General features: G+C 61.3%; 24 protein-coding genes and 2 pseudogenes. 14 read left to right on the top strand and 12 right to left on the bottom strand.

What is annotated here, in order from left to right; translation table 11 throughout:
* Positions 1-54 precede the first annotated feature (54 nt).
* A complete protein-coding gene (locus KB892_RS26070) occupies positions 55-1062 on the top strand; it encodes a zinc-binding alcohol dehydrogenase family protein (RefSeq protein ID WP_002922964.1) in 1008 nt (335 codons plus the stop codon).
* Position 1063: 1 nt separating this feature from the next.
* Positions 1064-1354, top strand: a complete 291-nt coding sequence (locus KB892_RS26065; RefSeq protein WP_002922965.1) for a putative quinol monooxygenase — start codon at positions 1064-1066, stop codon at positions 1352-1354.
* 50 nt (positions 1355-1404) lie between these two features.
* On the opposite strand, the gene KB892_RS26060 is transcribed toward KB892_RS26065, so the two are convergent.
* Entirely contained in the window at positions 1405-2103 is a 699-nt protein-coding gene (locus KB892_RS26060) for a winged helix-turn-helix transcriptional regulator (RefSeq protein ID WP_004151507.1), read from the bottom strand.
* Between the two features lie 372 nt (positions 2104-2475).
* Here KB892_RS26060 and KB892_RS26055 point away from each other — a divergent pair, with 372 nt between their 5' ends.
* Entirely contained in the window at positions 2476-3525 is a 1050-nt protein-coding gene (locus KB892_RS26055; RefSeq protein WP_002922967.1) for an NAD(P)-dependent alcohol dehydrogenase, read from the top strand.
* On the opposite strand, the gene KB892_RS26050 is transcribed toward KB892_RS26055, so the two are convergent.
* Positions 3522-4475, bottom strand: a complete 954-nt coding sequence (locus KB892_RS26050) for a GlxA family transcriptional regulator (protein WP_004151508.1) — start codon at positions 4473-4475, stop codon at positions 3522-3524. The genes KB892_RS26055 and KB892_RS26050 overlap by 4 nt on opposite strands.
* A 21-nt stretch (positions 4476-4496) precedes the next feature.
* Positions 4497-5276 carry an MBL fold metallo-hydrolase gene (locus KB892_RS26045; RefSeq protein WP_002922968.1) on the bottom strand — a complete coding sequence of 260 codons (780 nt, stop codon included), beginning with the start codon at positions 5274-5276 and terminating at the stop codon, positions 4497-4499.
* A gap of 165 nt (positions 5277-5441) precedes the next feature.
* Here KB892_RS26045 and KB892_RS26040 point away from each other — a divergent pair, with 165 nt between their 5' ends.
* Positions 5442-6002: an NUDIX domain-containing protein gene (locus tag KB892_RS26040; protein ID WP_002922970.1), complete on the top strand. Its 561-nt coding sequence runs from the start codon at positions 5442-5444 to the stop codon at positions 6000-6002.
* Here KB892_RS26040 and KB892_RS26035 read toward each other — a convergent pair.
* The 3 genes from KB892_RS26035 to KB892_RS26025 all read right to left on the bottom strand — a co-directional run bounded on the left by KB892_RS26035 (position 5992) and on the right by KB892_RS26025 (position 8714).
* A complete protein-coding gene (locus KB892_RS26035; RefSeq protein WP_002922972.1) occupies positions 5992-6846 on the bottom strand; it encodes a DMT family transporter in 855 nt (284 codons plus the stop codon). The genes KB892_RS26040 and KB892_RS26035 overlap by 11 nt on opposite strands.
* A gap of 24 nt (positions 6847-6870) precedes the next feature.
* Positions 6871-7680 (bottom strand): lipoprotein NlpA, encoded by an 810-nt coding sequence (nlpA, locus tag KB892_RS26030; protein ID WP_002922973.1) that lies wholly within the window; start codon positions 7678-7680, stop codon positions 6871-6873.
* A gap of 128 nt (positions 7681-7808) precedes the next feature.
* Positions 7809-8714 carry an AraC family transcriptional regulator gene (locus KB892_RS26025; protein ID WP_004151509.1) on the bottom strand — a complete coding sequence of 302 codons (906 nt, stop codon included), beginning with the start codon at positions 8712-8714 and terminating at the stop codon, positions 7809-7811.
* A gap of 116 nt (positions 8715-8830) precedes the next feature.
* Here KB892_RS26025 and KB892_RS26020 point away from each other — a divergent pair, with 116 nt between their 5' ends.
* Positions 8831-9367 carry a carboxymuconolactone decarboxylase family protein gene (locus tag KB892_RS26020; RefSeq protein ID WP_004151510.1) on the top strand — a complete coding sequence of 179 codons (537 nt, stop codon included), beginning with the start codon at positions 8831-8833 and terminating at the stop codon, positions 9365-9367.
* 20 nt (positions 9368-9387) lie between these two features.
* Here KB892_RS26020 and KB892_RS26015 read toward each other — a convergent pair whose 3' ends face one another.
* Both KB892_RS26015 and KB892_RS26010 read right to left on the bottom strand, forming a co-directional pair.
* Positions 9388-9858 carry a nuclear transport factor 2 family protein gene (locus tag KB892_RS26015; protein WP_002923016.1) on the bottom strand — a complete coding sequence of 157 codons (471 nt, stop codon included), beginning with the start codon at positions 9856-9858 and terminating at the stop codon, positions 9388-9390.
* Positions 9859-9860: 2 nt separating this feature from the next.
* Positions 9861-10487 carry a pyridoxamine 5'-phosphate oxidase family protein gene (locus tag KB892_RS26010; protein WP_002923018.1) on the bottom strand — a complete coding sequence of 209 codons (627 nt, stop codon included), beginning with the start codon at positions 10485-10487 and terminating at the stop codon, positions 9861-9863.
* 38 nt (positions 10488-10525) lie between these two features.
* On the opposite strand from KB892_RS26010, the gene KB892_RS26005 reads away from it, so the two are divergent.
* Positions 10526-11497 (top strand): LysR family transcriptional regulator, encoded by a 972-nt coding sequence (locus KB892_RS26005; RefSeq protein ID WP_014343450.1) that lies wholly within the window; start codon positions 10526-10528, stop codon positions 11495-11497.
* Here the strand turns inward: KB892_RS26005 and KB892_RS26000 are convergent.
* Entirely contained in the window at positions 11494-12987 is a 1494-nt protein-coding gene (locus KB892_RS26000; protein ID WP_004151512.1) for an MDR family MFS transporter, read from the bottom strand. The genes KB892_RS26005 and KB892_RS26000 overlap by 4 nt on opposite strands.
* 80 nt (positions 12988-13067) lie before the next feature.
* On the opposite strand from KB892_RS26000, the gene KB892_RS25995 reads away from it, so the two are divergent.
* A complete protein-coding gene (locus KB892_RS25995) occupies positions 13068-13715 on the top strand; it encodes a TetR/AcrR family transcriptional regulator (protein WP_002923038.1) in 648 nt (215 codons plus the stop codon).
* A gap of 629 nt (positions 13716-14344) precedes the next feature.
* Here the strand turns inward: KB892_RS25995 and KB892_RS25990 are convergent.
* Positions 14345-14761, bottom strand: a complete 417-nt coding sequence (locus KB892_RS25990; protein WP_002923062.1) for a GNAT family N-acetyltransferase — start codon at positions 14759-14761, stop codon at positions 14345-14347.
* On the opposite strand from KB892_RS25990, the gene KB892_RS25985 reads away from it, so the two are divergent.
* Positions 14736-14852: a hypothetical protein gene (locus KB892_RS25985; RefSeq protein WP_014343452.1), complete on the top strand. Its 117-nt coding sequence runs from the start codon at positions 14736-14738 to the stop codon at positions 14850-14852. The genes KB892_RS25990 and KB892_RS25985 overlap by 26 nt on opposite strands.
* Here the strand turns inward: KB892_RS25985 and KB892_RS25980 are convergent.
* Entirely contained in the window at positions 14812-14934 is a 123-nt protein-coding gene (locus KB892_RS25980) for a hypothetical protein (RefSeq protein ID WP_004150240.1), read from the bottom strand. The genes KB892_RS25985 and KB892_RS25980 overlap by 41 nt on opposite strands.
* A gap of 206 nt (positions 14935-15140) precedes the next feature.
* Between KB892_RS25980 and eefA the strand changes: the two genes are divergently transcribed.
* A complete protein-coding gene (eefA, locus tag KB892_RS25975; protein WP_002923067.1) occupies positions 15141-16265 on the top strand; it encodes a multidrug efflux RND transporter periplasmic adaptor subunit EefA in 1125 nt (374 codons plus the stop codon).
* A pseudogene (eefB, locus tag KB892_RS25970) lies at positions 16265-17449 on the top strand (multidrug efflux RND transporter permease subunit EefB); the annotation flags it as partial. The gene eefA and the pseudogene eefB (KB892_RS25970), both read left to right, overlap by 1 nt.
* A gap of 52 nt (positions 17450-17501) precedes the next feature.
* On the opposite strand, the gene KB892_RS25965 reads toward eefB (KB892_RS25970), so the two are convergent.
* Complete coding sequence (locus tag KB892_RS25965; RefSeq protein ID WP_001067855.1) at positions 17502-18206, bottom strand: IS6-like element IS26 family transposase; 705 nt, start codon at positions 18204-18206, stop codon at positions 17502-17504.
* 65 nt (positions 18207-18271) lie between these two features.
* Here KB892_RS25965 and eefB (KB892_RS25960) point away from each other — a divergent pair.
* The 4 genes and pseudogenes from eefB (KB892_RS25960) to murQ all read left to right on the top strand — a co-directional run.
* A pseudogene (eefB, locus tag KB892_RS25960) lies at positions 18272-20095 on the top strand (multidrug efflux RND transporter permease subunit EefB); the annotation flags it as partial.
* A 3-nt stretch (positions 20096-20098) separates the two neighbouring features.
* Positions 20099-21463: a multidrug efflux RND transporter outer membrane subunit EefC gene (eefC, locus tag KB892_RS25955; protein WP_004151515.1), complete on the top strand. Its 1365-nt coding sequence runs from the start codon at positions 20099-20101 to the stop codon at positions 21461-21463.
* A 45-nt stretch (positions 21464-21508) separates the two neighbouring features.
* Positions 21509-22672: a multidrug effflux MFS transporter gene (locus tag KB892_RS25950; protein WP_002923107.1), complete on the top strand. Its 1164-nt coding sequence runs from the start codon at positions 21509-21511 to the stop codon at positions 22670-22672.
* Positions 22673-22834: 162 nt separating this feature from the next.
* On the top strand, positions 22835-23737 hold the full coding sequence (gene murQ, locus KB892_RS25945; RefSeq protein ID WP_002923109.1) for an N-acetylmuramic acid 6-phosphate etherase: 903 nt from the start codon (positions 22835-22837) through the stop codon (positions 23735-23737).
* Positions 23738-23748: the final 11 nt, after the last annotated feature.

Here is a 23748-nt window from a genome sequence, read left to right as displayed (position 1 = left end):
CGGTCTACGATGGCTCCATCTTTTCATTCACCCGAATCACAGACCGGAGCAGTTATGAAAGCTATCGCCATTACTCAAGCCGCCGCTGACGGCAACAACATCCCTTCTTTAACCGAGATCGACCTGCCGATCCCCACCGCCCACGGGCGTGATCTACTGGTCGCTGTGAAGGCTATCTCGGTCAATCCGGTAGACACCAAAGTGCGCGCCGGCTTTCAGGGCGACACGCCGCGGGTGCTGGGCTGGGACGCCGTTGGCGTGGTGCAGTCCGTCGGTGAGGAAGTGACGCTGTTCGCGCCCGGGGACGAGGTCTGGTACGCCGGCGCGCTGGGCCGGGCCGGCAGCAACAGTGAATATCAGCTGGTGGATGAGCGCCTGGTGGCGCACAAACCGCGCACCCTCGATAATGCCTCCGCCGCCGCGCTGCCGCTGACGGCGATCACCGCCTGGGAGCTGCTGTTTCACCGTCTCGGCGTTGAGGAAGGCGGCAATGCGGGCGACACGCTGCTAATCGTCGGCGCGGCGGGCGGCGTGGGGTCTATCCTGACCCAGCTGGCCAGTAAACTGACCGCCATGACGGTGATCGGCACCGCCTCGCGTCCCGAGAGCCAGCAGTGGGTCCGCGAGGCGGGCGCGCACCATGTGATCGATCACAGCAAGCCGCTCGCCGACGAGCTGGCGCGCATTGGTATCACGTCGGTAACCCATGTCGCCAGCCTGACCAATACCGAGCAGCACTTCAACGCGCTGATCGACGCCCTCGCCCCGCAGGGCAAGCTGGCGCTGATTGATGACCCGGAGACCCTGGACGTGGTGCCGCTGAAAGCGAAAAGCCTGTCCCTGCACTGGGAATTTATGTTCACCCGTTCAATGTTTGAGACGGATGATATGATCGCCCAGCATCAGCTGCTCACCCGCGTGGCGGCGCTGATCGACAACCACACTATCAAAACCACCCTTGGCGAACACTACGGCGCCATCACCGCCGCCAATCTGCAGAAAGCGCATCGCCAGCTGGAAACCGGACGCGCCGTCGGCAAGATCGTGCTGGAGGGGTTTTAAGATGATATCGCTTATCGCCGTGCTCAAGGCGAAACCGGGCCAAACGGACGCCCTGCGTCAGGCCCTGCAGGCGCTGCTCCTGCCGACGAGACAGGAGCCGGGCAACCTCGACTATGCCCTGTTTCAGCTGCGCGACGCGCCGGACACCTTCTATATGCGCGAGGCGTGGCAGGGACAGGACGCCCTCGATGCCCATGTCGCGATGCCCTATTTTCAGGCGTTTATGACGCAGATGGAGTCTCTGCTGGCTGAGCCGCTGCGGCTGGACTTTCTGACGCCGGTTGAGCCTTAGCCCACCGGCTGACGAGGGGTGGGAAAATCACGCCCCTCCGCCGCGCGGGTTTAAAAGTGGGCGGGAAGCGTGCGGGTTATCTTTTCCAGCACCCCGCGATGGACCGTAATGTAACCACCTTTGCGCAGCTCTGCCAGAATCGACATAACACGGCTGCGCGACAGGTTGGTGCGGCGCTGTATAAAGCTTAACGCATTAATTTGGCGACGATACTCCTCCGGGTAGTCCGCCAGCTCTGTTAGCAGGGTTCGCACCATCGGATAAGAATCCACCCCCACCATCTCCTGCGAACGCATGCTCAACACCATCAGCCGCTGCGCCAGAACATGGGCCATCTCCTGCCACAGGTTTTGCGCATTGAGGATCTCGACCGCGGCCTGGTGTCCTATCCAGCGTCCGCGCAAATCTGTCTCAGCAAACAGAGAGCAGTGGTGTTTTTCCGGAATACCGTTAAAGACGCCGTAACCATCGATTAATCCCAATAGCGAAGGGGCAAATATCGTTGATATCACCATGTTGTTTTCCGCATGGCATAGCGAGGCAATCCCCTCTTCGAGCAGAATTAATCCGGATTCAGCCTGGGTCGGCGGAAAACGATAATAGGTCGATCGCGGCAGCGCAAAGGGTGAGCTGGCGGGCAGGAACGCAGATAACAGGGATTCCACCGCGAATAACGGCTTTGTCTGTCTTCCGTAGTAAAAAGACGGTAACGCCTGGTCAGTAGAGAGGCTGGCTGCAGGGATCGACATGGTTTTTATGCCATCAGGTCAGGTTGAAAAAGTGATTCGTTGAGAATCATAGTATCAACAGGTGAATTAACGAATAAAAGACAAGACGTTACGAGGATAAAAAGAGTGTAAGCATCATTATCTGCAATAACTATTTATCTCTATTTTACAGGAATAAAAAATACGATGAGCCTTAATTACCTATAAGGCTTAGCGGCGATAAAGATAAGGCCACCTTATTATTTACTGCGCTGGCTAACGCCGCGCCTGAGGGTTTCTCTACCGCTTTCCCCCTCGCATCTCGGCCAGTCCAGGCTACGCTTATCGATGCCACTGACCACCCGCATTCCCCTCCCGTTCTATTGAGTCCATTCATCAAGAAGAGGTTTCGCTATGCTGATCAACGCTATTGGTACCTACTCCGCCAGCCAGCCGCTGGAATCAATGGCCATCACCCGCCGCGACCCGGGGCCGCAGGATGTACAGATCGCCATCGCTTACTGCGGCGTCTGCCACTCCGATCTCCACCAGGCGCGATCGGAATGGGCAGGAACGCTGTATCCCTGCGTGCCGGGGCATGAAATTGTGGGTCGGGTGACCGCGGTCGGCAACGCCGTCTCGCGCTACGCCGTCGGCGATCTGGTGGGCGTCGGCTGTATGGTCGATAGCTGTCAACAGTGCGAAGAGTGCGCCGAGGGGCTGGAAAACTACTGCGACCACATGGTGCTGACCTATAACGGGCCGACCCAGGACGCGCCGGGACACACGCTTGGCGGTTATTCACAGCAGATAGTGGTCAATGAACGCTACGTGCTGCGGATAACCCATCCCGAAGCGCAGCTGGCCGCCGTCGCGCCGCTGCTGTGCGCCGGGATCACGACATACTCGCCGCTGCGCCACTGGCACGTCGGGCCGGGTAAAAAAGTCGGCGTGGTCGGCATCGGCGGCCTCGGGCATATGGGGATCAAGTTGGCCCACGCCATGGGGGCCCACGTGGTGGCTTTTACCACCTCCGAATCCAAGCGTAATGCGGCCAGAGCGCTGGGCGCCGATGACGTAGTGGTGTCGCGCAATGAAGACGAAATGGCGGCCCACGTCAAAAGCTTCGATTTCATCCTCAACACCGTGGCGGCGCCGCACAATCTCGATGCCTTCACCACGCTGCTGAAACGTGATGGCACCATGACGCTGGTTGGCGCCCCGGCCACGCCGCATCCGTCGCCGGAAGTGTTCAATCTGATCTTCCGCCGCCGGTCGATTGCCGGCTCGATGATCGGCGGTATTCCGGAAACTCAGGAGATGCTCGACTTCTGCGCCGAACACGGCATCGTCGCCGATATCGAATTGATCCGCGGCGATGAGATCAACGAAGCCTGGGAAAGAATGGTCAAGGGTGACGTGAAATACCGCTTCGTGATCGACAGTGCGACCCTCGCCGGCTAAGCGCCGCGACGAAAGGTACGCCGCCATTCCGTCGGGCTGACGCCAAAGCGCGCTTTAAACTGCTGGCGCCAGGTGACCGCTGAAAGATAGCCCACCGCCTCCGCCACCTGCTCGACCGGCAGATCGCCCGCCTCAAGCAGAGCCTGGCTGCGGCGCAGACGTTCGGCGGTCAGCCAGTCGGTAATGCTCATCCCGGTTGCCCGGGCGAAGTGGCGGGTCAGGGTACGGCGGCTCATCGCCACCACCCGGGCCAGCGAATCGAGACTGTGCGGCTCGGCAATATGCTGCTGCAGATAATCCAGCAGGCAGTTGATTCGCGCATCGCGGGTGTTTTTCGGCACCGGCTGGGCGATAAACTGCGCCTGGCCGCCCTCGCGGTGCGGCGAAACAATCATCCGCCGGGCGATCTGGTTGGCCGCGAGGCTGCCGAAACGCTGGCGGATGATGTAGAGGCAACAGTCCAGCGCCGCCGCGGTGCCCGCCGAAGTAATGATCCGCTGGTCGTCGACGTACAGGGCGTTGATATCCAGCTGCACCTGCGGAAACCGGCGCTGGAAATCCTGCTCGAACTCCCAGTGAGTCGCCGCTCGCCTGCCGTCCAGCAGCCCGGCGTAGCCGAGGACGAACGCGCCGAGGCACAGGCCGACAATCTCCGCGCCGTTATCCCGGGCCCGCACCAGGCTATCAAGCAGCGCCTGCGGCGGACGTCGATCGACCTCGCCCCAGTAAGGCACCACCACGATATCCGCCTGTTCCAGCGCGGCATAATCGCCGGTGGCGTACAGCGCAAAACCATCGCGGGCGCTCAGCAGCCCCGGCCGCTCGGCGCAAATGTGCAGATTAAAGCGTTTGATTTCCGAAACCGAATCGCCAAACAGCATGCAGGGGACGGCGTAGTGAAACGGGCTAAAGCCCTCTACAGCGACAATCGCCACGTCGGTGAGTTTCATCGTCCCTTCCCCTTACGCATGTTAATAAACGACGGTTTCTCCATCCTGCGGAATAGAAACCACATCGGCAATCTGATTATCCAGCGCATACTGGCGCATCTCTTCCCGGCTCACCAGGCAGTGGTTGACCGCCTCGAGGTGGATAGCCATGATTTTTGCTTCCGGTAGGGTGAAGTGCACGTTCAGGAGATCTTCCTTGCCCATGATAATCGGGCCAAAGCCGATGACGTGGGCGTAGCCGGCGTTGAGGACCACCACGTCCGGGCGCAGCTTCAGCAGGTCGGCTGCAATGTCATCGCGCCAGATAGTATCCCCCACCAGCCACAGCGTCTTCTCCTGCGGATGGCGAAACACCACGCCGCAGGCCTCGCCCAGGCGTTCAGCCATCGCCGGCACCGCGTAGGTCCGGTCGCTGCCGTGTTGGCCGGAGGTGGTTTTCTGCAGGCGCACGCCGGCAAATTCGCTGTCTGCCGACAGCAGGCGCAGATCCTGAAATCCCTGGCTGCGCAGCAGCGCGGCGTCGGCCTCATGCTGGGCGAACACCGGCAGGGTTTTCGGGATCGCGGCGATCGCCGCCGCGTCCCAGTGATCGTCATGGGTGTGGGTGACGATCACCGCGTCAACGTCGACAATTTTATCGCGGGAAAACGGCAGCTCAACCAGCGGATTGCGCAGTTCGCTGCGCGCGGTGCCCGGAAAACCCGGCCAGGCGCCTTTGTCCGCCAGCATCGGATCGATGAGAAATCTTTTCCCGGCGTAGTGAATAATCTGGGTCGCATTACGGATGTGGGTGATGTTCATGTTGGCGTTCCTCTGAGGTCATCTGACGAACATCGTACTGAGTCCCCGCCTGGCTCAACAGGGGCGTTTGGGCAATGATCGATGAAATCGGGCCAACCTGCGGCGGTTGCCATCCGCCTCCGGCTATGTTGTTCTTAAGGCTCAATTTTTGACAGGAGTGGCAGGATGAAAAAGAAACTGACCGCCGCCGATATGCACGACCCGCAGGTCATCGCCGAGACGCCGTGGTTCAGCATGCGTAAGGTGGGTATTGATGTCGCCCCCGGCGAGCGCCGCGACTTTTATTCCATTCATTACCCGCGCCCGGCGGTGGGGATTGTGGCCATCCAGGATGAGAAGGTGCTGCTGATTCGCCACTACCGCTACCTGATCGATAAGGTGGTGTGGGCGATCCCTTCTGGCGGCGTCGATGAAGAGGAAGACCCGGCGGTCGCCGCGCTGCGCGAGCTGCGGGAAGAGACCGGATGGCAGGCGCAACGCGTTGAGGAGATCATTCGCTTTAACCCCTCCTACGGCAGCAGCGATCAGCTGTTTATCACCTGGCTGGCCACCGGTTTACGCTGGGTGGGGATGGATGCAGATCAGGATGAGGTGATGGAGACCGGCTGGTTTACCTTCGACGAGATAAACCAGCTGATCGCCCGCGGCGAGATGCCGGACGGGCTGTCGCTGGTGCCGCTGCTGCAGCTGATGGCGCAGCGGCGAAGCGGCTCGCTTACGGCTTAAGCATCCGCCAGCGGAACCACAGCTGGGCCACGAGGATCAGCACGCCGCCTATAATCTTCTGCAGCGGCAGCTGTTCGCCGTACCACAGCGCGGCGGCAATGACCGTCAGCAGCGGTTCAAGCACCATGATGATCGCCGCGCTGGCCACCGCCGCGTACTTCTGCCCCTTCATCTGCAGACCGAAGCGCAGGCTGGTAGCGATGACAATGCTGGCCACCAACCAGCCGAGAGTCGGCAGGGTCATCGGCTGGTCCCAGCGTTCAACGGCAGCGGAGATGGTCAACCCGACGATACCGGTGATCGCCAGCTGCACGGTGGTCAGGGGGATCAGCGGTACTTCACGCGCGCAGCGGCTGGTGTAACAGAACCAGATCGACTGCACCAGCGCCGTCAGCAAAAACCAGCCCTGGCTGGGGTGGAAGGCTATCGGCATATGCAGACTGAGCAGCCCCAGGCCAACCACCGCAATCGGCAGGCACTCCCACCAGGCGCGCGGCGGGCGCACCTTCATCATCACCCATGCGGTCAGCGGGACGAACATCATCGACAGGCTCATGATAAACGCCCCTTCGCCGAGCGACGCCGTCGTGGAGACCGAATAGATCCACAGGCAGAGGTTGAGCGCAAACCAGAGTCCGCTGATGATGAGTTTTGGCCAGTGCTGCTTTTGCGGGCGAAAACCGCGGCAGAACGGCAGCAGAAGCAGCGCGGCGAAGAAAAAACGCAGCCCAAGAAACGCGAACACCGGCATGCCGGCGATCGCCTCGCGGGAAAATATCCAGCCGCAGGCGGCAATCACCGTCGCGGCAATCAGCAGCAGGTCAGCCTGCCGTTGGCGTACCATACGCGCCTCTCCCTGTGTGTTGGCTTACCAGCCAGGCACCGCGCCGCCGTTGAAGATAGTCTCTGCCGCCTTCGCCACCTCCGGCGACTGGTACGACTGCATAAACTCCTTCACGTTTTGCGCGTCTTTATTGTCTTCCCGGGTCACGATGATGTTCACGTAGGGCGAGTTTTTATCTTCGATAAAGATGCCGTCACGAACCGGCGACAGCCCGGTTTGCTGCAGGTAGGTGGTGCTGATGATAGCCACGTCGACTTTGGGATCGTCGAGTACGCGCGGCAGTTGCGCCCCTTCCAGCTCCATGATCTTCAGGTTACGCGGGTTGTCGGTGATATCCACCGCCGTCGGCAGCAGGCCGGTCCCGGCTTTGAGGGTAATCAGCTTCTCTTTTTGCAGCAGCAGTAGCGCCCGCCCGAGGTTGGTCGGATCGTTGGGGATAGCGATCGTCGCGCCGTCTTTCAGTTCGGCGACTGACTTGATCTTGCGCGAATAGCCGGCCATCGGGAAGACGAAGGTATTCCCGACCGCCACCAGATGATAATTATGCGCTTTGTTGTCCTGCTCAAGGAAAGGCCGATGCTGGAAGACGTTGGCGTCCAGATCCCCGGCGTTGGTCGACTCGTTGGGCAGCAGTGAGCCGCTGAACCCCACCAGCTCGACCTCCAGACCGTACTTCTCTTTGGCCACCTTCTTCGCCACTTCCGCCACATCCTGCTCGGCGCCGTTAATCACACCGACCTTAATGTGCTTCGCTTCATTACCCTTTTGGTCGCAGCCGACCAGCGCCAGACCCGCCAGCATTACCGCGGCGGCGGCCTGTAAACGTAATCTCATCCTCTTCACCCTGTCTGTCCTGAATGTCATTGTTTTTTTTCGTACAAAACTATAACGACTTTCGGGTCGGGTAATAAACAGCAAACCACGCAACTGGAAATAAAATCATCTTCGCGAAACGCGAGGCGCTAGCCCCGTCGCCACTCGCCCGGCGTCACGCCATAGCGCATTTTGAAGCGCTTCGAGAAGGAAGCCTGCGACTGAAAGCCGCAGCGTTCGGCAATGACCTCGAGGTTGGTCTGACGCTCCAGGCGCAGCAGCCGGGCGGCCAGCGCCATTCGCAACTGCGACAGCCACGCCTGCGGCGTCAGGTGATAGACGCGGGCAAAATGACGGGCAAAGGTGGCCCGTGATAAAAACGCGCGGGCGGCCATACTCTCCAGCGTCCACGGTTGCTCCGGGGTCGCCATCACCGCCAGCACCGCCGGCATCAGGCGTTCATCGCTCATCAGGCGCAGCAGCCCGCCGGGCGGCTGTTGCTCGCCAAGCAGCATGCGCAGCAGGAGCACCAGCAGCGTATCGCCGAGGCTGCGCACGATAGCGCTGCCGCCGGGACGCTGCGCCAGGCTCTCGCGCACCAGTATATTAAGCAGCGCGTCCAGCTCCGGGCAGTCTTCACGCGCATCGGTATGGAGATGGATCAGCGTCGATGCTTCACTGAACAGCCAGCTGACGTGCGGACCAAAATAGAATTCGCCGCACAGCATCTCCAGCGCCCCCTCCGCCGGGCCGGCGCGCATTTCCGTCACCGTGCCGTTAAACCGGTGCGCCACCGGCAGCACCTGGCCCCACTCCACCAGGCTCTCCATCAGGTGCGGCGAACCGTGGGGCAGGAGGACGACATCTCCCGCGCGCAGGTGATGGGTCTGGCCGCCGACGTTGAGCCGCCCCTCGCCGCGCAGCACCACGTGCCAGGGCACCACGCCGCTGCGCATTTGCTGGTGCCCGGCCTGCCAGCGGCCGCCGAAGCGACAGTGCAGGTTCACTTCGCAGCGCGGCGCCAGCAGCGCCAGCAGATGACTGAGACTGTCCATGCTTCTCCTGAGACGATAAGACAAAAAGGTGAGACGAAGACCGCCAGTCTAGCATGCGGCAAGCGCCTAAGATGACCCCATTGCCAACACACCCTCGATAACAACAGGAGTTAACCATGAGCCGTTTAGCAGATATCCGTGAACAAGACGCCACCGGCAAAGCCGCCGATATTTTCGCCGGGATCAAAAAAGCGATGGGCAAAGTGCCGAACGCCTACCTGACCATCGGCGGCCACTCGCCGGCGGCGCTGCAGCAGGCGCTGGCGCACAATGCGATGCTCCATAAAGGCAGCCTCAGCGCCCAGCAGCTGGAAGCGATTAATCTGTCGGTCAGCGAAGCCACCGGCTGTGACTACTGCCTGGCCGCGCACACCCTGATGGCGAAAAAAGCTGGCTTCAGCAGCGAGCAGATCCACGCCCTGCGCCGCGGGGAGTATGCGGAAGAGACGCAGCTTGATGCGCTGGTGAAATTCGCGCAGACCCTGGTGACCACCACCGGTACGCTGCCGGAAGCCGACGTCGCCGCGCTGCGCAACGCCGGTTTTAGCGACCAGCAGGTGATTGAGATTATCAGCGCCATCAGCGCCATCCTGTTCACCAACATGGTGAACCGGGTTAACGACACGGTAGTCGACTTCCCGAAAGCCGATTAATCCGTCGCGCAGCGCCGGTTTTACAGCCCCAGATCGCTGAGCCCCGGATGATCGTCCGGGCGGCGCCCCTGCGGCCAGTGGAACAGGCGCTCGCTTTCGCTAATTGGCAGATCGTTGATGCAGGCGTAGCGCGTCTGCATCAGTCCATGCTTATCAAACTCCCAGTTCTCATTGCCATACGAGCGAAACCAGTTGCCGCTGTCGTCGCACCACTCATAGGCGAAGCGCACGGCAATGCGATTCTCCTGCCATGCCCACAGCTCCTTAATCAGCCGGTATTGCTGCTCCTTGCGCCATTTTCGCTGCAGGAACTCAACAATTTGCCCCCGACCGTGGACAAATTCGCTGCGGTTGCGCCATTCGCTATCCACGGTGTAGGCCAGGGCGACTTTTTCCGCATCGCGGCTGTTCCAGCCATCTTCCGCGGCGCGGACCTTCTGGATAGCGCTGTCGCGGGTAAACGGCGGTAACGGAGGACGTTGTTCGGTCATGCTTACTCTCCTCTACGGGCTAATTGCTGCTGCAGGCGCTGATTCTCCTGCTCCAGGTCATGAATACGTTGCTGCAGGTTCTGGCTGTACTCCGCCACCTGCTGCGCGCTGTAGCGCGGCGTAATGTGCTGCGGGCAGTTCCAGTCAAACGCCTGCAAATGAAAAAGAAACAGACGTTCAATGCGGGCGCGATAGTTGGCCGGCGCCACCTGCGCCAGCAGCTGCGGGTGGTCCTCTGCCGCCAGGACCTCGACGGTGGCGTAGATTTTCAGCCTGGCACGGCGCGGATAATCCATCAAAAACAGGCAGGCCCGGTCGCTGCCGCGCAGATTGCCGGTAGTAATGTACTGGCGGTTACCACCGAAATCGGCCATCGCCAGGGTGGTGTCATCCAGCAGATGCAGAAACCCCGGCGGGCCGCCGCGATGCTGAATGTAGGGCCAGCCGCTCTGCGACACCGTCGCCAGATAAAAGCTGTCGCGGGTGGCGATCATCCCCGCTTCGCTGTCGCCGAAGCGGTCGGCCTGGCGGCGACTGCGCGGCGTTTGCCACAGCGAGTCGCTGCCCATTTCATGCTGCACATCCATCACGTCCGGGGTGATAGCGATATCGAGAAAGGTTGCTGCCATAGCGCCTCCTGTTGTCTGGCGCCATCATGGACTGTACTGTGAAGAATGATAATACGGGTAAAGTGGCAATCATCTTTCCGCAAAACGGGAGAATAATGGATCGATTAAGCGCGATGGCGCTGTTGGTGAAAGTGACCGAGCTGGGGAGCATGTCGGCGGCGGCGCGGGCGCTGAATATGCCGTTGACCACCGTCAGCCGCCATATTGGCGAACTGGAGAGCGCGCTGGGCGTACGCCTGCTGGCGCGAACCACCCGCAAACTGACGCTCACCGACGCCGGGGTCGATTATGTTGCCGCCGCGCGGCGGATCCTTGAGGAGGTGGAAAACGCCGAACGCCAGGCGACGGGCGAATATCAGGAACCGAAGGGCGAGCTGGTGATCTCCGCGCCGACGATGTTTGGACGCCAGCACGTTCTTCCGGTAATCAGTGAATTTATCGCCCGCTACCCGCTAATTCGCGTCCGTTTGCTGCTCAGCGATCGCAATGCCGACCTGGTGAGCGACCATGTCGATCTGGCGGTGCGGATTGGCGACCTGGCGGACAGCAGCATGGTGGCCACCCGCCTCGGCACCATGCGGATTGTGGCCTGCGCCCATCCGGCGCTGCTGGCGAAATACGGCGAGCCGCAGCGGCCGCGCGATCTGGCGGCGCTGCCGATCATCCGCATTGAATCGCCGATGCCCTATCGCGGCTGGCGCTTTCGCGCCGCTGAGCGCGAGGACCAGCTGATTAACCTGCCGCCGGTGCTATCCGTTACCACGCCGGAGAGCGCCGCCGATGCCGCGCGGCTGGGGGTGGGGGTGGCCCGCTTACTGCATTATCAGGCGCTGGATGGCCTGCGCCACGGGGAGCTCCGTCTGCTGCTGGAAAACGTCGAGCCGGATCCGGCGCCGGTCCATTTGCTGTATACCGCTCGGGATCTGGCGCCGCTTAAGCTGCGCAAATTTATCGATTTTGCCGCACCGGCGCTGCGTCAGGCACTGCTGCGCATCGCCGGGGCCGCTTAATGCGTCGCGGTCTTCAGCGGCGCCTCCTTTAACAGCCATGAGAGGACAAACGCCACCGCCATAATGCCGGCCGCCATCAGAAACGCCGCGTGGATCGCCGCGCCGAAGGCGTCGAGGTAGTCGAGGCGGATATCCGCGGGCAGGTGCTGGACCGCCACCGGATTCATTCCCGGCGGCAGCACCGCGCCTTCCGGCAGCAGTTGTTGCAGGTTGCTCTGCAGCACGTGCGTGAACACCGCGCCAAACAGCGCCACGCCGATGGAGCCGCCAATCGAGCGGAACAGGGTCGCGCCGGAGGTGGCGACGCCGTACATCTGCGCCGGCATCGCATTCTGCACCGCCAGGACCAGCACCTGCATCACCAGCCCCAGACCCGCTCCCAGCACGCCGGTAAACAGGTACAGCTGCCACAGCGGCGAGTGAATGGTGATGCGGGTCAGCAGTACCATGCCGGTCACGCCGAGCAGGGTGCCGAGGATCGGAAACAGGCGATATTTACCGGTACGGCTGATAATCCGCCCGCTGATAATCGAGGTCAGCAGCAGGCCGCCCATCAGAGGGATCAGCTGCAGCCCGGCTTCGGTGGGCGTCGCCTCCTTCACCACCTGCAGATAGAGCGGCAGGAAGGTGACTGACCCGAACAGCGACATGCCGATGACGAAGCCGATCAGGCTGCACAGTAGGAAGCTGCGGTTGCGGAACAGCGCCAGCGGAATAATCGGCTCGGCGGCCATCCGTTCTTCGTAAATAAAGCCGATGATCCCCACGATGCCGAAGGCCAGAATGCACCACAGCTGCGGGTCATTCCACGCATGGACGCTGCCTCCTTCCGAGGTAAACAGGATGATGCACAGCAGCGCCATGCTGAGATAAATCGCCCCCAGCCAGTCAATCTGATGCTGGCTGCGTTTATTGCTGCTGTGGAATACCGCGCCGATCACCAGCAGCGCGAACAGGCCGAGCGGCAGGTTGATATAGAAGATCCAGCGCCAGGAGGCGTGCTGCACCAGAAAACCGCCGATCAGCGGGCCGATCACCGTCGCCAGGCCGAAAACGCCGCCGAACAGCCCCTGATAGCGGCCGCGGTTGGCGGGCGGGATGACGTCGGCGACCGCCGCCATGCTGATCACCATCAGGCCGCCGCCGCCGAGCCCCTGCAGGCCGCGCATCAGCACCAGCTGGGTCATATTCTGCGCCAGCCCGCAGAGCGCGGAGCCGACGAGAAACAGCCCAATCGCCACCTGCAGCACAATTTTGCGGCCGAACAGATCGCCAAATTTACCGTACAGCGGCACCGCGATGGTGGAGCTGAGGATATAGGCGGTGACCACCCAGGAAAGCTTGTCCAGCCCGCCCAGTTCGCCGACAATCGTCGGCAGCGCGGTGGAGACAATGGTCTGATCCAGCGCTGAAAGCAGCATCACCAGCAGCAATGCGCTGAACAGCAGGCGTATCGACTGCACCGGTGGGTTAGCAACTTGAGAAGTCATTGCAACGCTCGCTTGAAATTAATTAAATGCATAATTAATATTTAGTGAAAGAATGAGTCGGGTCAAGAGATCGCCATATCATGACAGCACAAAAGGATCAGGATGCTCCCCGCCGCCCGGGTCGGCCGCGCGGTAAAAAACCGGGTACCGCCAACCGCGAACAGTTGATGGACATCGCCCTGACGCTGTTTGCCCGCGACGGGGCGGGCCGCGTATCGTTGAACGCCATCGCCAAAGAGGCCGGGGTGACGCCGGCGATGCTGCATTACTACTTCAGCTCGCGGGATGCGCTGGTGACTCAGCTGATTGAGGAGCGCTTTATGCCGCTGCGCAATCACATCAGCCGCATCTTTGTCGATCATCCACAGGACCCGGTGCTGGCGCTGACGATGATGGTCGAGACGCTGGGGCATATGGCGGAGAAAAACGCCTGGTTCGCGCCGCTGTGGATGCAGGAGATCATCGGCGAGATGCCGATTCTGCGCCAGCATATGGATGCCCGCTTCGGCGAGGAGCGTTTTCAGGTGATGCTGGGGACGGTGCGTCGCTGGCAGCAGGAAGGCAAGATCAATCCGGCGCTGGCGCCGGAGCTGCTGTTTACCACGGTGATTAGCCTGGTGCTGGTGCCGTTTTCGCGCATCCACAGCGATCCGCGTTTACAGGCGGTCAACCGCCAGACCATCGTCAGCCACGCGCTGGCGTTGATGGGCCACGGCGTCGGGGGTTAAGCGCAGCCGCCGCCCGGCAAATGCTTTTGTAGCCCGGATAAGGCGCCACGCGCCGCCATCCGGGATTTTCCCTGCTCGCGCTACGCTTAGCAGGGCTACAACTTCTATGTTAATTCCCGGCAGATTGCGCTCCCGATATTTCTTCTGCGCTATGTCTCTTATGGCGCAGGGAGCGCACAGGGGGCGGCCAGTCGCCGCCGCCCCCTGTACCCCCGGGCTCCGGCCAGCAAAATCGCCGCTACGCGGTCCCTTCGACTTATCCCTGCAGGCTTCGGGTCGGGCCGAGGCAGCGTCCGTGCAAAACACGGCCCTCAGCCCGCATCCATGCGGGCTGCCCCGGCCTTCCGGGAACGTCTCAGCGATTTTGAGGCCGCCAGCACCGGCAGTTTCAGTCGCGCAAGTGGGTATATCAACAACTGGTCGCACGACCCCCAGGACGGGTAAGGCAACAGCCGCCACCCGGCAAGAATACAGGTGCCGTGCCTGATATCCTGCCCGGCGGCGCTGCGCTTGCCGGTCCTGGGTGGGGCGAAACTACGGGAGGACTGTGTAGGCCGGATAAGGCATTTATGCCGCCATCCGGCACAACCACAGGTGCGGTACCTGACCGCCCGGGGATACCAGGATCGTTACAGCGCCTTCGACAAATAGTGGCGCTGCATGCCTGCGTGCGGGAAGTCGGGCAGCGACATCTGCAGCTGATAGCCTAATTTCTGATAAAACGGCAGCGCCTGGAAGCTAAAGGTATCCACCAGCAGATGGCTGCAGCCTTGCGCCTGCGCCTGCTGTTCCGCCTCCTGCATCAGTTCGCTCCCCAGCCCGCGCCCGCGCGTCGTCTCGCTAACCCACAGATACTCAATGCACAGCCAGTTGCCCTTGCGTTTGGCAATCAGCCCGCCCTGCATTACCCCTTGCGCATCGCGCGAGTAAATCCCCAGATCGCCAAACTGCGCCGCATCGAGATACTGCTGATTATACTGCCGCAGACCGGAAAATAATTCTTGTTGATCGTTGGGATTAATGCTTTTTGTAATGATTAGTGTCATTAACTATCTCCAGTATCGCGCTGCCGAATGGTTATTTTCCCTCTCCACTTTCACAAAATATTCTTATTTTCTCCATGATTATTTGCCTTAATTTTTTGCGTTCTAAAAGTAAGCAAAAAAACCTTTCCATTATCGCGACGGATCGTATAATGGGGAAAAATGAGAATGATCATTCTCACCACAAAACCAGAGGAGATGCGCTTTTCACCTCCTGAAGACCGAAGAGGTTGGCTTCAGCGGAGACACAATAACAATCACGTTCAGGAACATCTGTGTTCCTTTTTTGTCATTTTCGCTCACCCGAAAATGCCTCAGCGCCCAACCTATTCCCTCGTTTTTAAATAAACGGGGCGGACGTCTTATATCTTGAGAAAATATAATGAAATACATCATAGCTCCCATCGCGACAGCATTATTTCTCCTTAGCGGATGCGATAATGCGCAGACATCTGCTCCGCAGCAACCCACGCCGGAAGTGGGCGTGGTCACCCTGCAAAGCCAGCCGGTGCCGGTAGTCAGCCAGCTCACCGGCCGCACCACCGCCTCGCTCAGCGCCGAAGTTCGCCCGCAGGTGGGCGGCATCATCCAGAAACGCCTGTTTACCGAAGGCGATATGGTGAAGGCCGGGCAGGCCCTTTACCAGATCGATCCCTCCAGCTATCGCGCGACCTGGAACGAAGCGGCGGCGGCGCTGAAACAGGCCCAGGCGCTGGTGGCCTCCGATTGCCAGAAGGCCCAGCGCTACGCGTCGCTGGTCAGGGATAACGGCGTTTCCCGCCAGGATGCTGACGACGCCGCCTCCACCTGCGCCCAGGACAAGGCCAGCGTGGAATCGAAGAAAGCGGCGCTGGAGAGCGCGCGCATTAACCTGAACTGGACCACCGTCACCGCGCCGATTGCCGGGCGCATCGGCATCTCGTCGGTTACGCCGGGGGCGCTGGTCTCCGCCGATCAGGATACCGCGCTGGCGACGATCCGCGGGCTCGACACCATGTATGTTGATCTGACGCGATCCAGCGTCGATCTCCTGCGTTTACGCAAGCAAAGCCTGGCCAGCAACAGCGACACCCTCAGCGTGACGTTAACCCTGGAAGATGGCAGTACCTATCCCGAAAAAGGGCGTCTGGCGCTCACCGAAGTCGCCGTCGATGAATCTACCGGCTCGGTGACCCTGCGCGCTATCTTCCCCAACCCGCAGCACGTCCTGCTGCCGGGGATGTTCGTCCGCGCGCGCATCGATGAAGGCATCATGAACGACGCGATCCTCGCCCCGCAGCAGGGGATCACCCGCGATGCCAAAGGCGACGCCACGGCGCTGGTGGTCGATGCCGCCAACAAAGTTGAGCAGCGTACCGTGGAAACCGGCGACACCTACGGCGATAAATGGCTGGTGCTGAGCGGCCTGAAAGCGGGCGACAAGCTGATTGTCGAAGGCACCGGTAAAGTGGCCCCCGGACAGACAGTGAAGGCCGTCGCCGTCAACAATAACGGAGGCAACGCCTGATGTTCTCCCGTTTCTTCGTGCGTCGCCCGGTCTTTGCCTGGGTGATCGCCATTCTGATTATGCTCGCCGGGGTGCTGGCGATCCGCACGCTGCCGGTAGGCCAGTACCCGGACGTCGCCCCGCCGGCGGTGAAAATCTCCGCCACCTATACCGGGGCGTCCGCCGAAACCCTGGAGAACAGCGTCACCCAGGTCATCGAGCAGCAGCTCACCGGCCTCGACCATCTGCTCTACTTCAGCTCCACCAGCAGCTCCGACGGCTCGGTCAGCATCACCGTCACCTTTGAGCAGGGGACCGACCCGGACACCGCCCAGGTGCAGGTGCAAAACAAAGTGCAGCAGGCGGAATCGCGGCTGCCGAGCGAAGTCCAGCAGTCCGGCGTAACGGTGGAAAAATCGCAGAGCAGCTTTCTGCTGATCCTCGCGGTGTATGACAAAACCAACCGCGCCACCAGCTCCGATATCTCCGACTGGCTGGTCAGCAATATGCAGGACCCGCTGGCGCGCGTGGAGGGCGTCGGCAGCCTGCAGGTATTCGGCGCCGAATACGCGATGCGCGTCTGGATGGACCCGACCAAACTCGCCTCCTACTCGCTGATGCCTTCCGACGTTCAGTCGGCGATTGAGGCGCAGAACGTGCAGGTTTCCGCCGGTAAAATCGGCGCGCTACCGTCGTCCAATGCCCAGCAATTAACCGCCACCGTGCGCGCGCAGTCCCGGCTGCAAACCCCTGACCAGTTCAAAGCGATCATCGTGAAAAGCCAGGCCGACGGCTCGGTGGTGCGCCTGAGCGATGTCGCGCGGGTGGAGATGGGTAGCGAGGATTACACCGCCACCGCCAATCTGAACGGCCACCCGGCCGCCGGGATCGCGGTGATGATGGCCCCCGGCGCCAACGCGCTGGACACCGCGACGCTGGTGAAAAGCAAAATCGCCGAATTCCAGCGTCAGATGCCGCAGGGTTACGATATTGCCTATCCGAAGGACAGCACCGAGTTCATCAAAATCTCGGTCGAGGACGTGATTCAGACCCTGTTCGAAGCGATTATCCTCGTCGTCTGCGTGATGTATCTGTTCCTGCAGAACTTCCGCGCGACGCTCATTCCGGCGGTGGCGGTGCCGGTGGTGCTGCTTGGCACCTTCGGCGTGCTGGCGCTGTTCGGCTACTCGATTAACACCCTGACGGGCACTGTTGCAAAGTTAGCGATGAGGCAGCCTTTTGTCTTATTCAAAGGCCTTACATTTCAAAAACTCTGCTTACCAGGCGCATTTCGCCCAGGGGATCACCATAATAAAATGCTGAGGCCTGGCCTTTGCGTAGTGCACGCATCACCTCAATACCTTTGATGGTGGCGTAAGCCGTCTTCATGGATTTAAATCCCAGCGTGGCGCCGATTATCCGTTTCAGTTTGCCATGATCGCATTCAATCACGTTGTTCCGGTACTTAATCTGTCGGTGTTCAACGTCAGACGGGCACCGGCCTTCGCGTTTGAGCAGAGCAAGCGCGCGACCATAGGCGGGCGCTTTATCCGTGTTGATGAATCGCGGGATCTGCCACTTCTTCACGTTGTTGAGGATTTTACCCAGAAACCGGTATGCAGCTTTGCTGTTACGACGGGAGGAGAGATAAAAATCGACAGTGCGGCCCCGGCTGTCGACGGCCCGGTACAGATACGCCCAGCGGCCATTGACCTTCACGTAGGTTTCATCCATGTGCCACGGGCAAAGATCGGAAGGGTTACGCCAGTACCAGCGCAGCCGTTTTTCCATTTCAGGCGCATAACGCTGAACCCAGCGGTAAATCGTGGAGTGATCGACATTCACTCCGCGTTCAGCCAGCATCTCCTGCAGCTCACGGTAACTGATGCCGTATTTGCAGTACCAGCGTACGGCCCACAGAATGATGTCACGCTGAAAATGCCGGCCTTTGAATGGGTTCATGTGCAGCTCCATCAGCAAAAGGGGATGATAAGTTTATCACCACCGACTATTTGCAACAGTGCCCTCGCGAAGCCACCGAAAAATCGATGGGCGAAATCTCCGGCGCGCTGGTGGCGATTGCCCTGGTGCTGTCGGCGGTGTTCCTGCCGATGGCCTTCTTCGGCGGTTCGACCGGGGTCATCTATCGCCAGTTCTCGGTAACCATTATCTCGGCGATGATGCTGTCGGTGGTGGTAGCGCTGACCCTCACCCCGGCGCTGTGCGGCGCGCTGCTCAGCCACTCCAAACCGCACACCAAAGGGTTCTTCGGCGCCTTTAACCGCCTGTGGGGGCGCACGGAGGCAGGCTACCAGCGCCGGGTGCTCGGCGGCCTGCGCCGGGGCGCAGTGATGATGGGCGCTTACGCGCTGATTTGCGGGGCGATGGCGCTGGCGATGTGGAAGCTGCCGGGCAGCTTCCTGCCGGTGGAGGACCAGGGGGAGATCATGGTCCAGTACACCCTGCCCGCCGGGGCGACGGCGGTGCGTACCGCCGAGGTGCGCCGCCAGGTGACCGACTGGTTCCTCACCAAAGAGAAAGCCAATACCGATGTCATTTTCACCGTCGACGGCTTCAGCTTTAGCGGCAGCGGGCAGAACGCCGGGATGGCCTTCGTGTCGCTGAAAAACTGGTCGCAGCGCAAAGGGGACGACAACACCGCCCAGGCCATCGCCCTGCGCGCCACCAAAGAGCTGGGGACGATCCGCGACGCCACCCTCTTCGCCATGACCCCGCCGTCGGTAGACGGTCTCGGGCAGAGCAACGGCTTCACCTTCGAACTGATGGCCAGCGGCGGTACCGACCGTGACAGCCTGATGAAGCTGCGCAGCCAGCTGCTGGCGGCGGCCAACCAGAGCAGCGAACTGCAGTCGGTGCGCGCTAACGACCTGCCGCAGATGCCGCAGCTGCAGGTGGATATCGATAACAACAAAGCCGTCTCGCTGGGGCTGTCGCTGAGCGACGTGACCGATACGCTCTCCAGCGCCTGGGGCGGTACCTACGTGAATGACTTTATCGATCGCGGCCGGGTGAAGAAGGTCTATATCCAGGGCGAAAGCGACGCGCGCGCGGTGCCGTCGGACCTCGGCAAATGGTTCGTTCGCGGCAGCGATAACAGCATGACGCCGTTCTCCGCCTTCGCCACCACCCACTGGCAATACGGCCCGGAAAGCCTGGTGCGCTACAACGGCTCCGCCGCCTTTGAGATCCAGGGCGAAAACGCCGCCGGCTTCAGCTCCGGCGCGGCGATGGACAAGATGGAAAAGCTGGCCGACAGCCTGCCGGCGGGCTCCACCTGGGCGTGGAGCGGCATTTCGCTGCAGGAAAAGCTGGCCAGCGGCCAGGCGATGAGCCTGTACGCCATCTCGATTCTGGTGGTGTTCCTGTGCCTGGCGGCGCTGTATGAGAGCTGGTCGGTGCCGTTCTCGGTGATCATGGTCATCCCGCTCGGCCTGCTTGGCGCGGCGCTGGCGGCGACGCTGCGCGGCTTAAGCAACGACGTCTACTTCCAGGTGGCGCTGCTGACCACCATCGGCCTGTCGTCGAAAAACGCCATCCTGATCGTGGAGTTCGCTGAATCCGCCGTGGATGAGGGGTATTCGCTCTCCCGGGCGGCGATCCGCGCCGCGCAGACTCGTCTGCGCCCGATTGTCATGACCTCGCTGGCGTTTATCGCCGGGGTGCTGCCGCTGGCCATCGCCACCGGCGCCGGAGCCAACAGCCGCGTGGCGATCGGCACCGGGATTATCGGCGGCACCCTGACGGCCACCCTGCTGGCGGTGTTCTTCGTACCGCTGTTCTTCGTGCTGGTGAAACGTCTCTTCACCCGCCAACGTCCTTCTCAGGAGTAAGGTATGTTTCGTTTAAGTTTTATGTTTATCGCGCTCCTGACCGCGGGCTGCGTCTCGCTTGACCCGCATTATGATCGCCCGGCCGCGCCGGTGCCGGCCACCCTGCCCGGGGCGCACGGCGAATCGACGGCGGTGGTCGGCGACTGGCAGAAAGTGGTCAATGACGCGCGGCTGAAAAAAGTGGTCAGCATCGCGCTTAACAGCAACCGCGATGTGCAAAAGGCGCTGGCCGATATCGAGGCCGCGCGCGCCCAGTATGGCGAAACGCGGGCATCGCTGTTTCCCACCGTTGATGCCGAACTGAGCCACACCCGCAGCAAAACGGTGGCCAGCGGCCTGAGTTCCGCTTCGCAGGCCGACGGCGCGGTCTCCAGCTTCGAACTGGACTTGTTCGGCAAGAACCAGAGCCTGTCGCGCGCGGCGCGCGAAACCTGGCTTGCCAGCGAATTCACCGCGCAGAATACCCGGCTGACGATGATTGCCGATTTGACCACCGCCTGGGTGACGCTGGCGACGGATAACAGCAATCTGGCGCTGGCGCAGCAGACCATGGACAGCGCGGCAAACTCGCGCAACATCGTCGCCCGCCAGATGGCGGTTGGCACCGCCTCAGCCGGCGATGTAAGCTCGGCGGAAAGCGTCTATCAGCAGGCGCGCGCCAGCGTCACCAGCTATCGCACGCTGGTGGCGCAGGATAAAAACGCCATTAACCTGCTGGCGGGGGAAACCGTGCCGGAGAGCCTGCTGCCCGGCACTCTCGAGAGTCTCGGGGATAACAGCATCGCGCTGGTGCCGGCGGGCGTGTCGTCGTCGGTGCTGCTGCGTCGGCCGGACATTCAGGAAGCGGAGCACAATTTGAAGAGCGCCAATGCCGATATCGGCGCGGCGCGGGCGAACTTCTTCCCGTCGATTTCCCTGACCGCCAGCGCCGGGGTCGGCAGCGACTCGCTGTCGTCGCTGTTCAGCCACGGGATGCAGGTGTGGTCGTTCGCCCCCTCCATCAGCCTGCCGCTGTTCACCGGCGGCAGCAACCTGTCGCAGCTGCGCTATGCGGAAGCGGAGAAAAAGGGGCTGATCGCCACCTACGAGAAATCGATTCAGAGCGCGTTTAAGGACGTTGCCGATGCGCTGGCGCGCCGGGAAACGCTGAGCGAAGAGCTTGATGCTCAGCGGCAGTATGTCGCCGCCGAGCAGACATCGCTGGATATCGCCATGAAGAGCTATCAGGCCGGGGTCGGCGATTATCTGTCGGTGCTCACCGCTCAGCGCACGCTGTGGTCGGCGAAAACGACGCTGCTGTCCCTGCAGCAGACCGACCTCAATAACCGGATCACCCTCTGGCAGTCGCTGGGCGGCGGCGCCAGTTAAACTTACCCGCCGGGCGACCGAGCCCGGCCTCTACAAGGAATCGTTATGGCACGTGTTTCCCTCTCCTGGGCGCTGATCCTCGGCCTGCTGTCGGGTATCGGCCCGCTGTGCACGGATTTTTATCTGCCGGCGCTGCCGGAGATCACTCAGCAGCTGCAGGCCACCAGCACCCAGACCCAGCTGTCGTTGACCGCCGCGCTGATTGGTCTCGGCCTGGGTCAGCTGTTTTTCGGCCCGCTGAGCGACCGCATTGGCCGCCTGAAACCGCTGGCGCTGTCTCTGCTGCTGTTTATCTTCTCTTCGGCGATGTGCGCCCTGACCCGCGATATCAACATGCTGATTGTCTGGCGCTTTTTACAAGGCTTTGCCGGCGCCGGCGGCTCGGTGCTGTCGCGATCCATCGCCCGCGATAAATACCAGGGCACCCTGCTGACCCAGTTTTTCGCCCTGCTGATGACCGTGAACGGCATTGCGCCGGTGCTGTCCCCGGTGCTGGGCGGCTACGTTATCACCGCCTTCGACTGGCGAATTCTCTTCTGGACGATGGCCGCCATTGGCGGCGTGCTGCTGGTGATGAGCCTGGCGATCCTGCGGGAAACGCGCCCGGCCACAGCGGCGCATGCCAGCCGCCAACGGCCCGGCCAGCCGGTGCTGAAAAATCGCCGCTTTCTGCGCTTCTGCCTGATCCAGGCCTTTATGATGGCCGGGCTGTTCTCCTACATCGGCTCTTCTTCCTTCGTGATGCAGAGCGAATACGGCATGAGCGCCATGCAGTTCAGTCTGCTGTTCGGTCTGAACGGTATCGGGCTGATCATCGCCGCGATGATCTTTTCCCGTCTGGCGCGCCGCTTTAGCGCCGAAAGCCTGCTGCGCGGCGGCCTGACGCTGGCGGTGAGCTGTGCGGCGATCATGCTGCTGTTTGCCTGGCTGCATCTGCCGGTGCTGGCGCTGGTCGGCCTGTTCTTTACCGTGTCGCTGATGAGCGGCATCAGCACCGTCGCCGGCGCGGAGGCGATGAGCGCGGTCGACGCCGCGCAGTCCGGGACCGCGTCCGCGCTGATGGGCACCCTGATGTTTGTCTTCGGCGGCATCGCCGCGCCGCTGGCGGGTCTCGGCGGCGAAACAATGCTGAAAATGAGCCTCGCGATGGCCATCTGCTACCTGCTGGCGCTGCTGCTGGGCCTCAGCAAACCGCGCGACGCACGCTAATCTCCTGCTGCGGTAATAAAATATTCCAGATTTATTACCGCACTATTTCCCGCCATACCTACCATTCTCCTATTATTCTCCACGTACTAATCGTGATACTCTTCACAGGCAAGGAATAAATAATTCCTTATACTGCGCGCCACTGAGAATAACGAGGTTTCTATGAGTATCGACCTGAGCAAACTGCTGACCGAGCGACGTAACGCCAACAGCGCCAACATTGACACCCTCTCCACCCTCGAGATGCTGACGGTGATAAACCAGGAAGACCAGCAGGTAGCCCAGGCGATAACGCCCTATCTGCCGCAGATTGCCGAGGTGGTGGATAAGGTCGCGGCAGCGCTGCAGGCCGGTGGCCGCTTGATTTACATTGGCGCGGGTACCTCAGGGCGTCTGGGGATCCTCGATGCCAGCGAATGCCCACCGACCTTCGGCACCCGCCCGGAGCAGGTGGTGGGGATCATCGCCGGCGGACATAAAGCGATTCTCAGCGCCGTGGAAAACGTGGAAGACAACAAAGCGCAGGGGGCGATGGATCTGCAGAACCTGAACTTCAGCAACCGCGATGTGCTGGTGGGGCTGGCGGCCAGCGGACGCACGCCGTACGTCATTGGCGCCATGGAATACGCCCATAGTCAGAATGCCTTTGTCGCCATCGTCAGCTGTAACCCGCATGGCGAAATGGCCCAGCTGGCGGACGTGGCGATCACCCCGGTGGTCGGCCCGGAAGTGGTCACTGGCTCTACCCGCCTGAAAGCCGGCACCGCGCAGAAGCTGGTGCTGAACATGATCTCCACCGGGGCGATGATCCGCGTCGGCAAGGTGTACAGCAACCTGATGGTCGACGTCGAAGCGACCAACGCCAAGCTGATTGAGCGCCAGGTCTCTATCGTGATGGAGGCTACCGACTGCGATCGCGCCACCGCCCAGAAGGCGCTGGAGGCCTGCGGCCGCCACTGTAAAACGGCGATCGTGATGGTGCTGGCGGACTTAAGCGCCGCAGAGGCGCAGTCGCTGCTGGCGAAAAACAACGGCTATATCCGCAAGGCGCTCAGCAACACCTGAGCGCCGACAGA

This window comes from Klebsiella sp. P1927, from assembly GCF_018204675.1.
Classification (GTDB): Bacteria; Pseudomonadota; Gammaproteobacteria; order Enterobacterales; family Enterobacteriaceae; genus Klebsiella; species Klebsiella pneumoniae.
The sequence above is the reverse complement of the archived record's forward strand: the minus strand, read 5'-3'. Positions and strand labels throughout refer to the sequence as shown.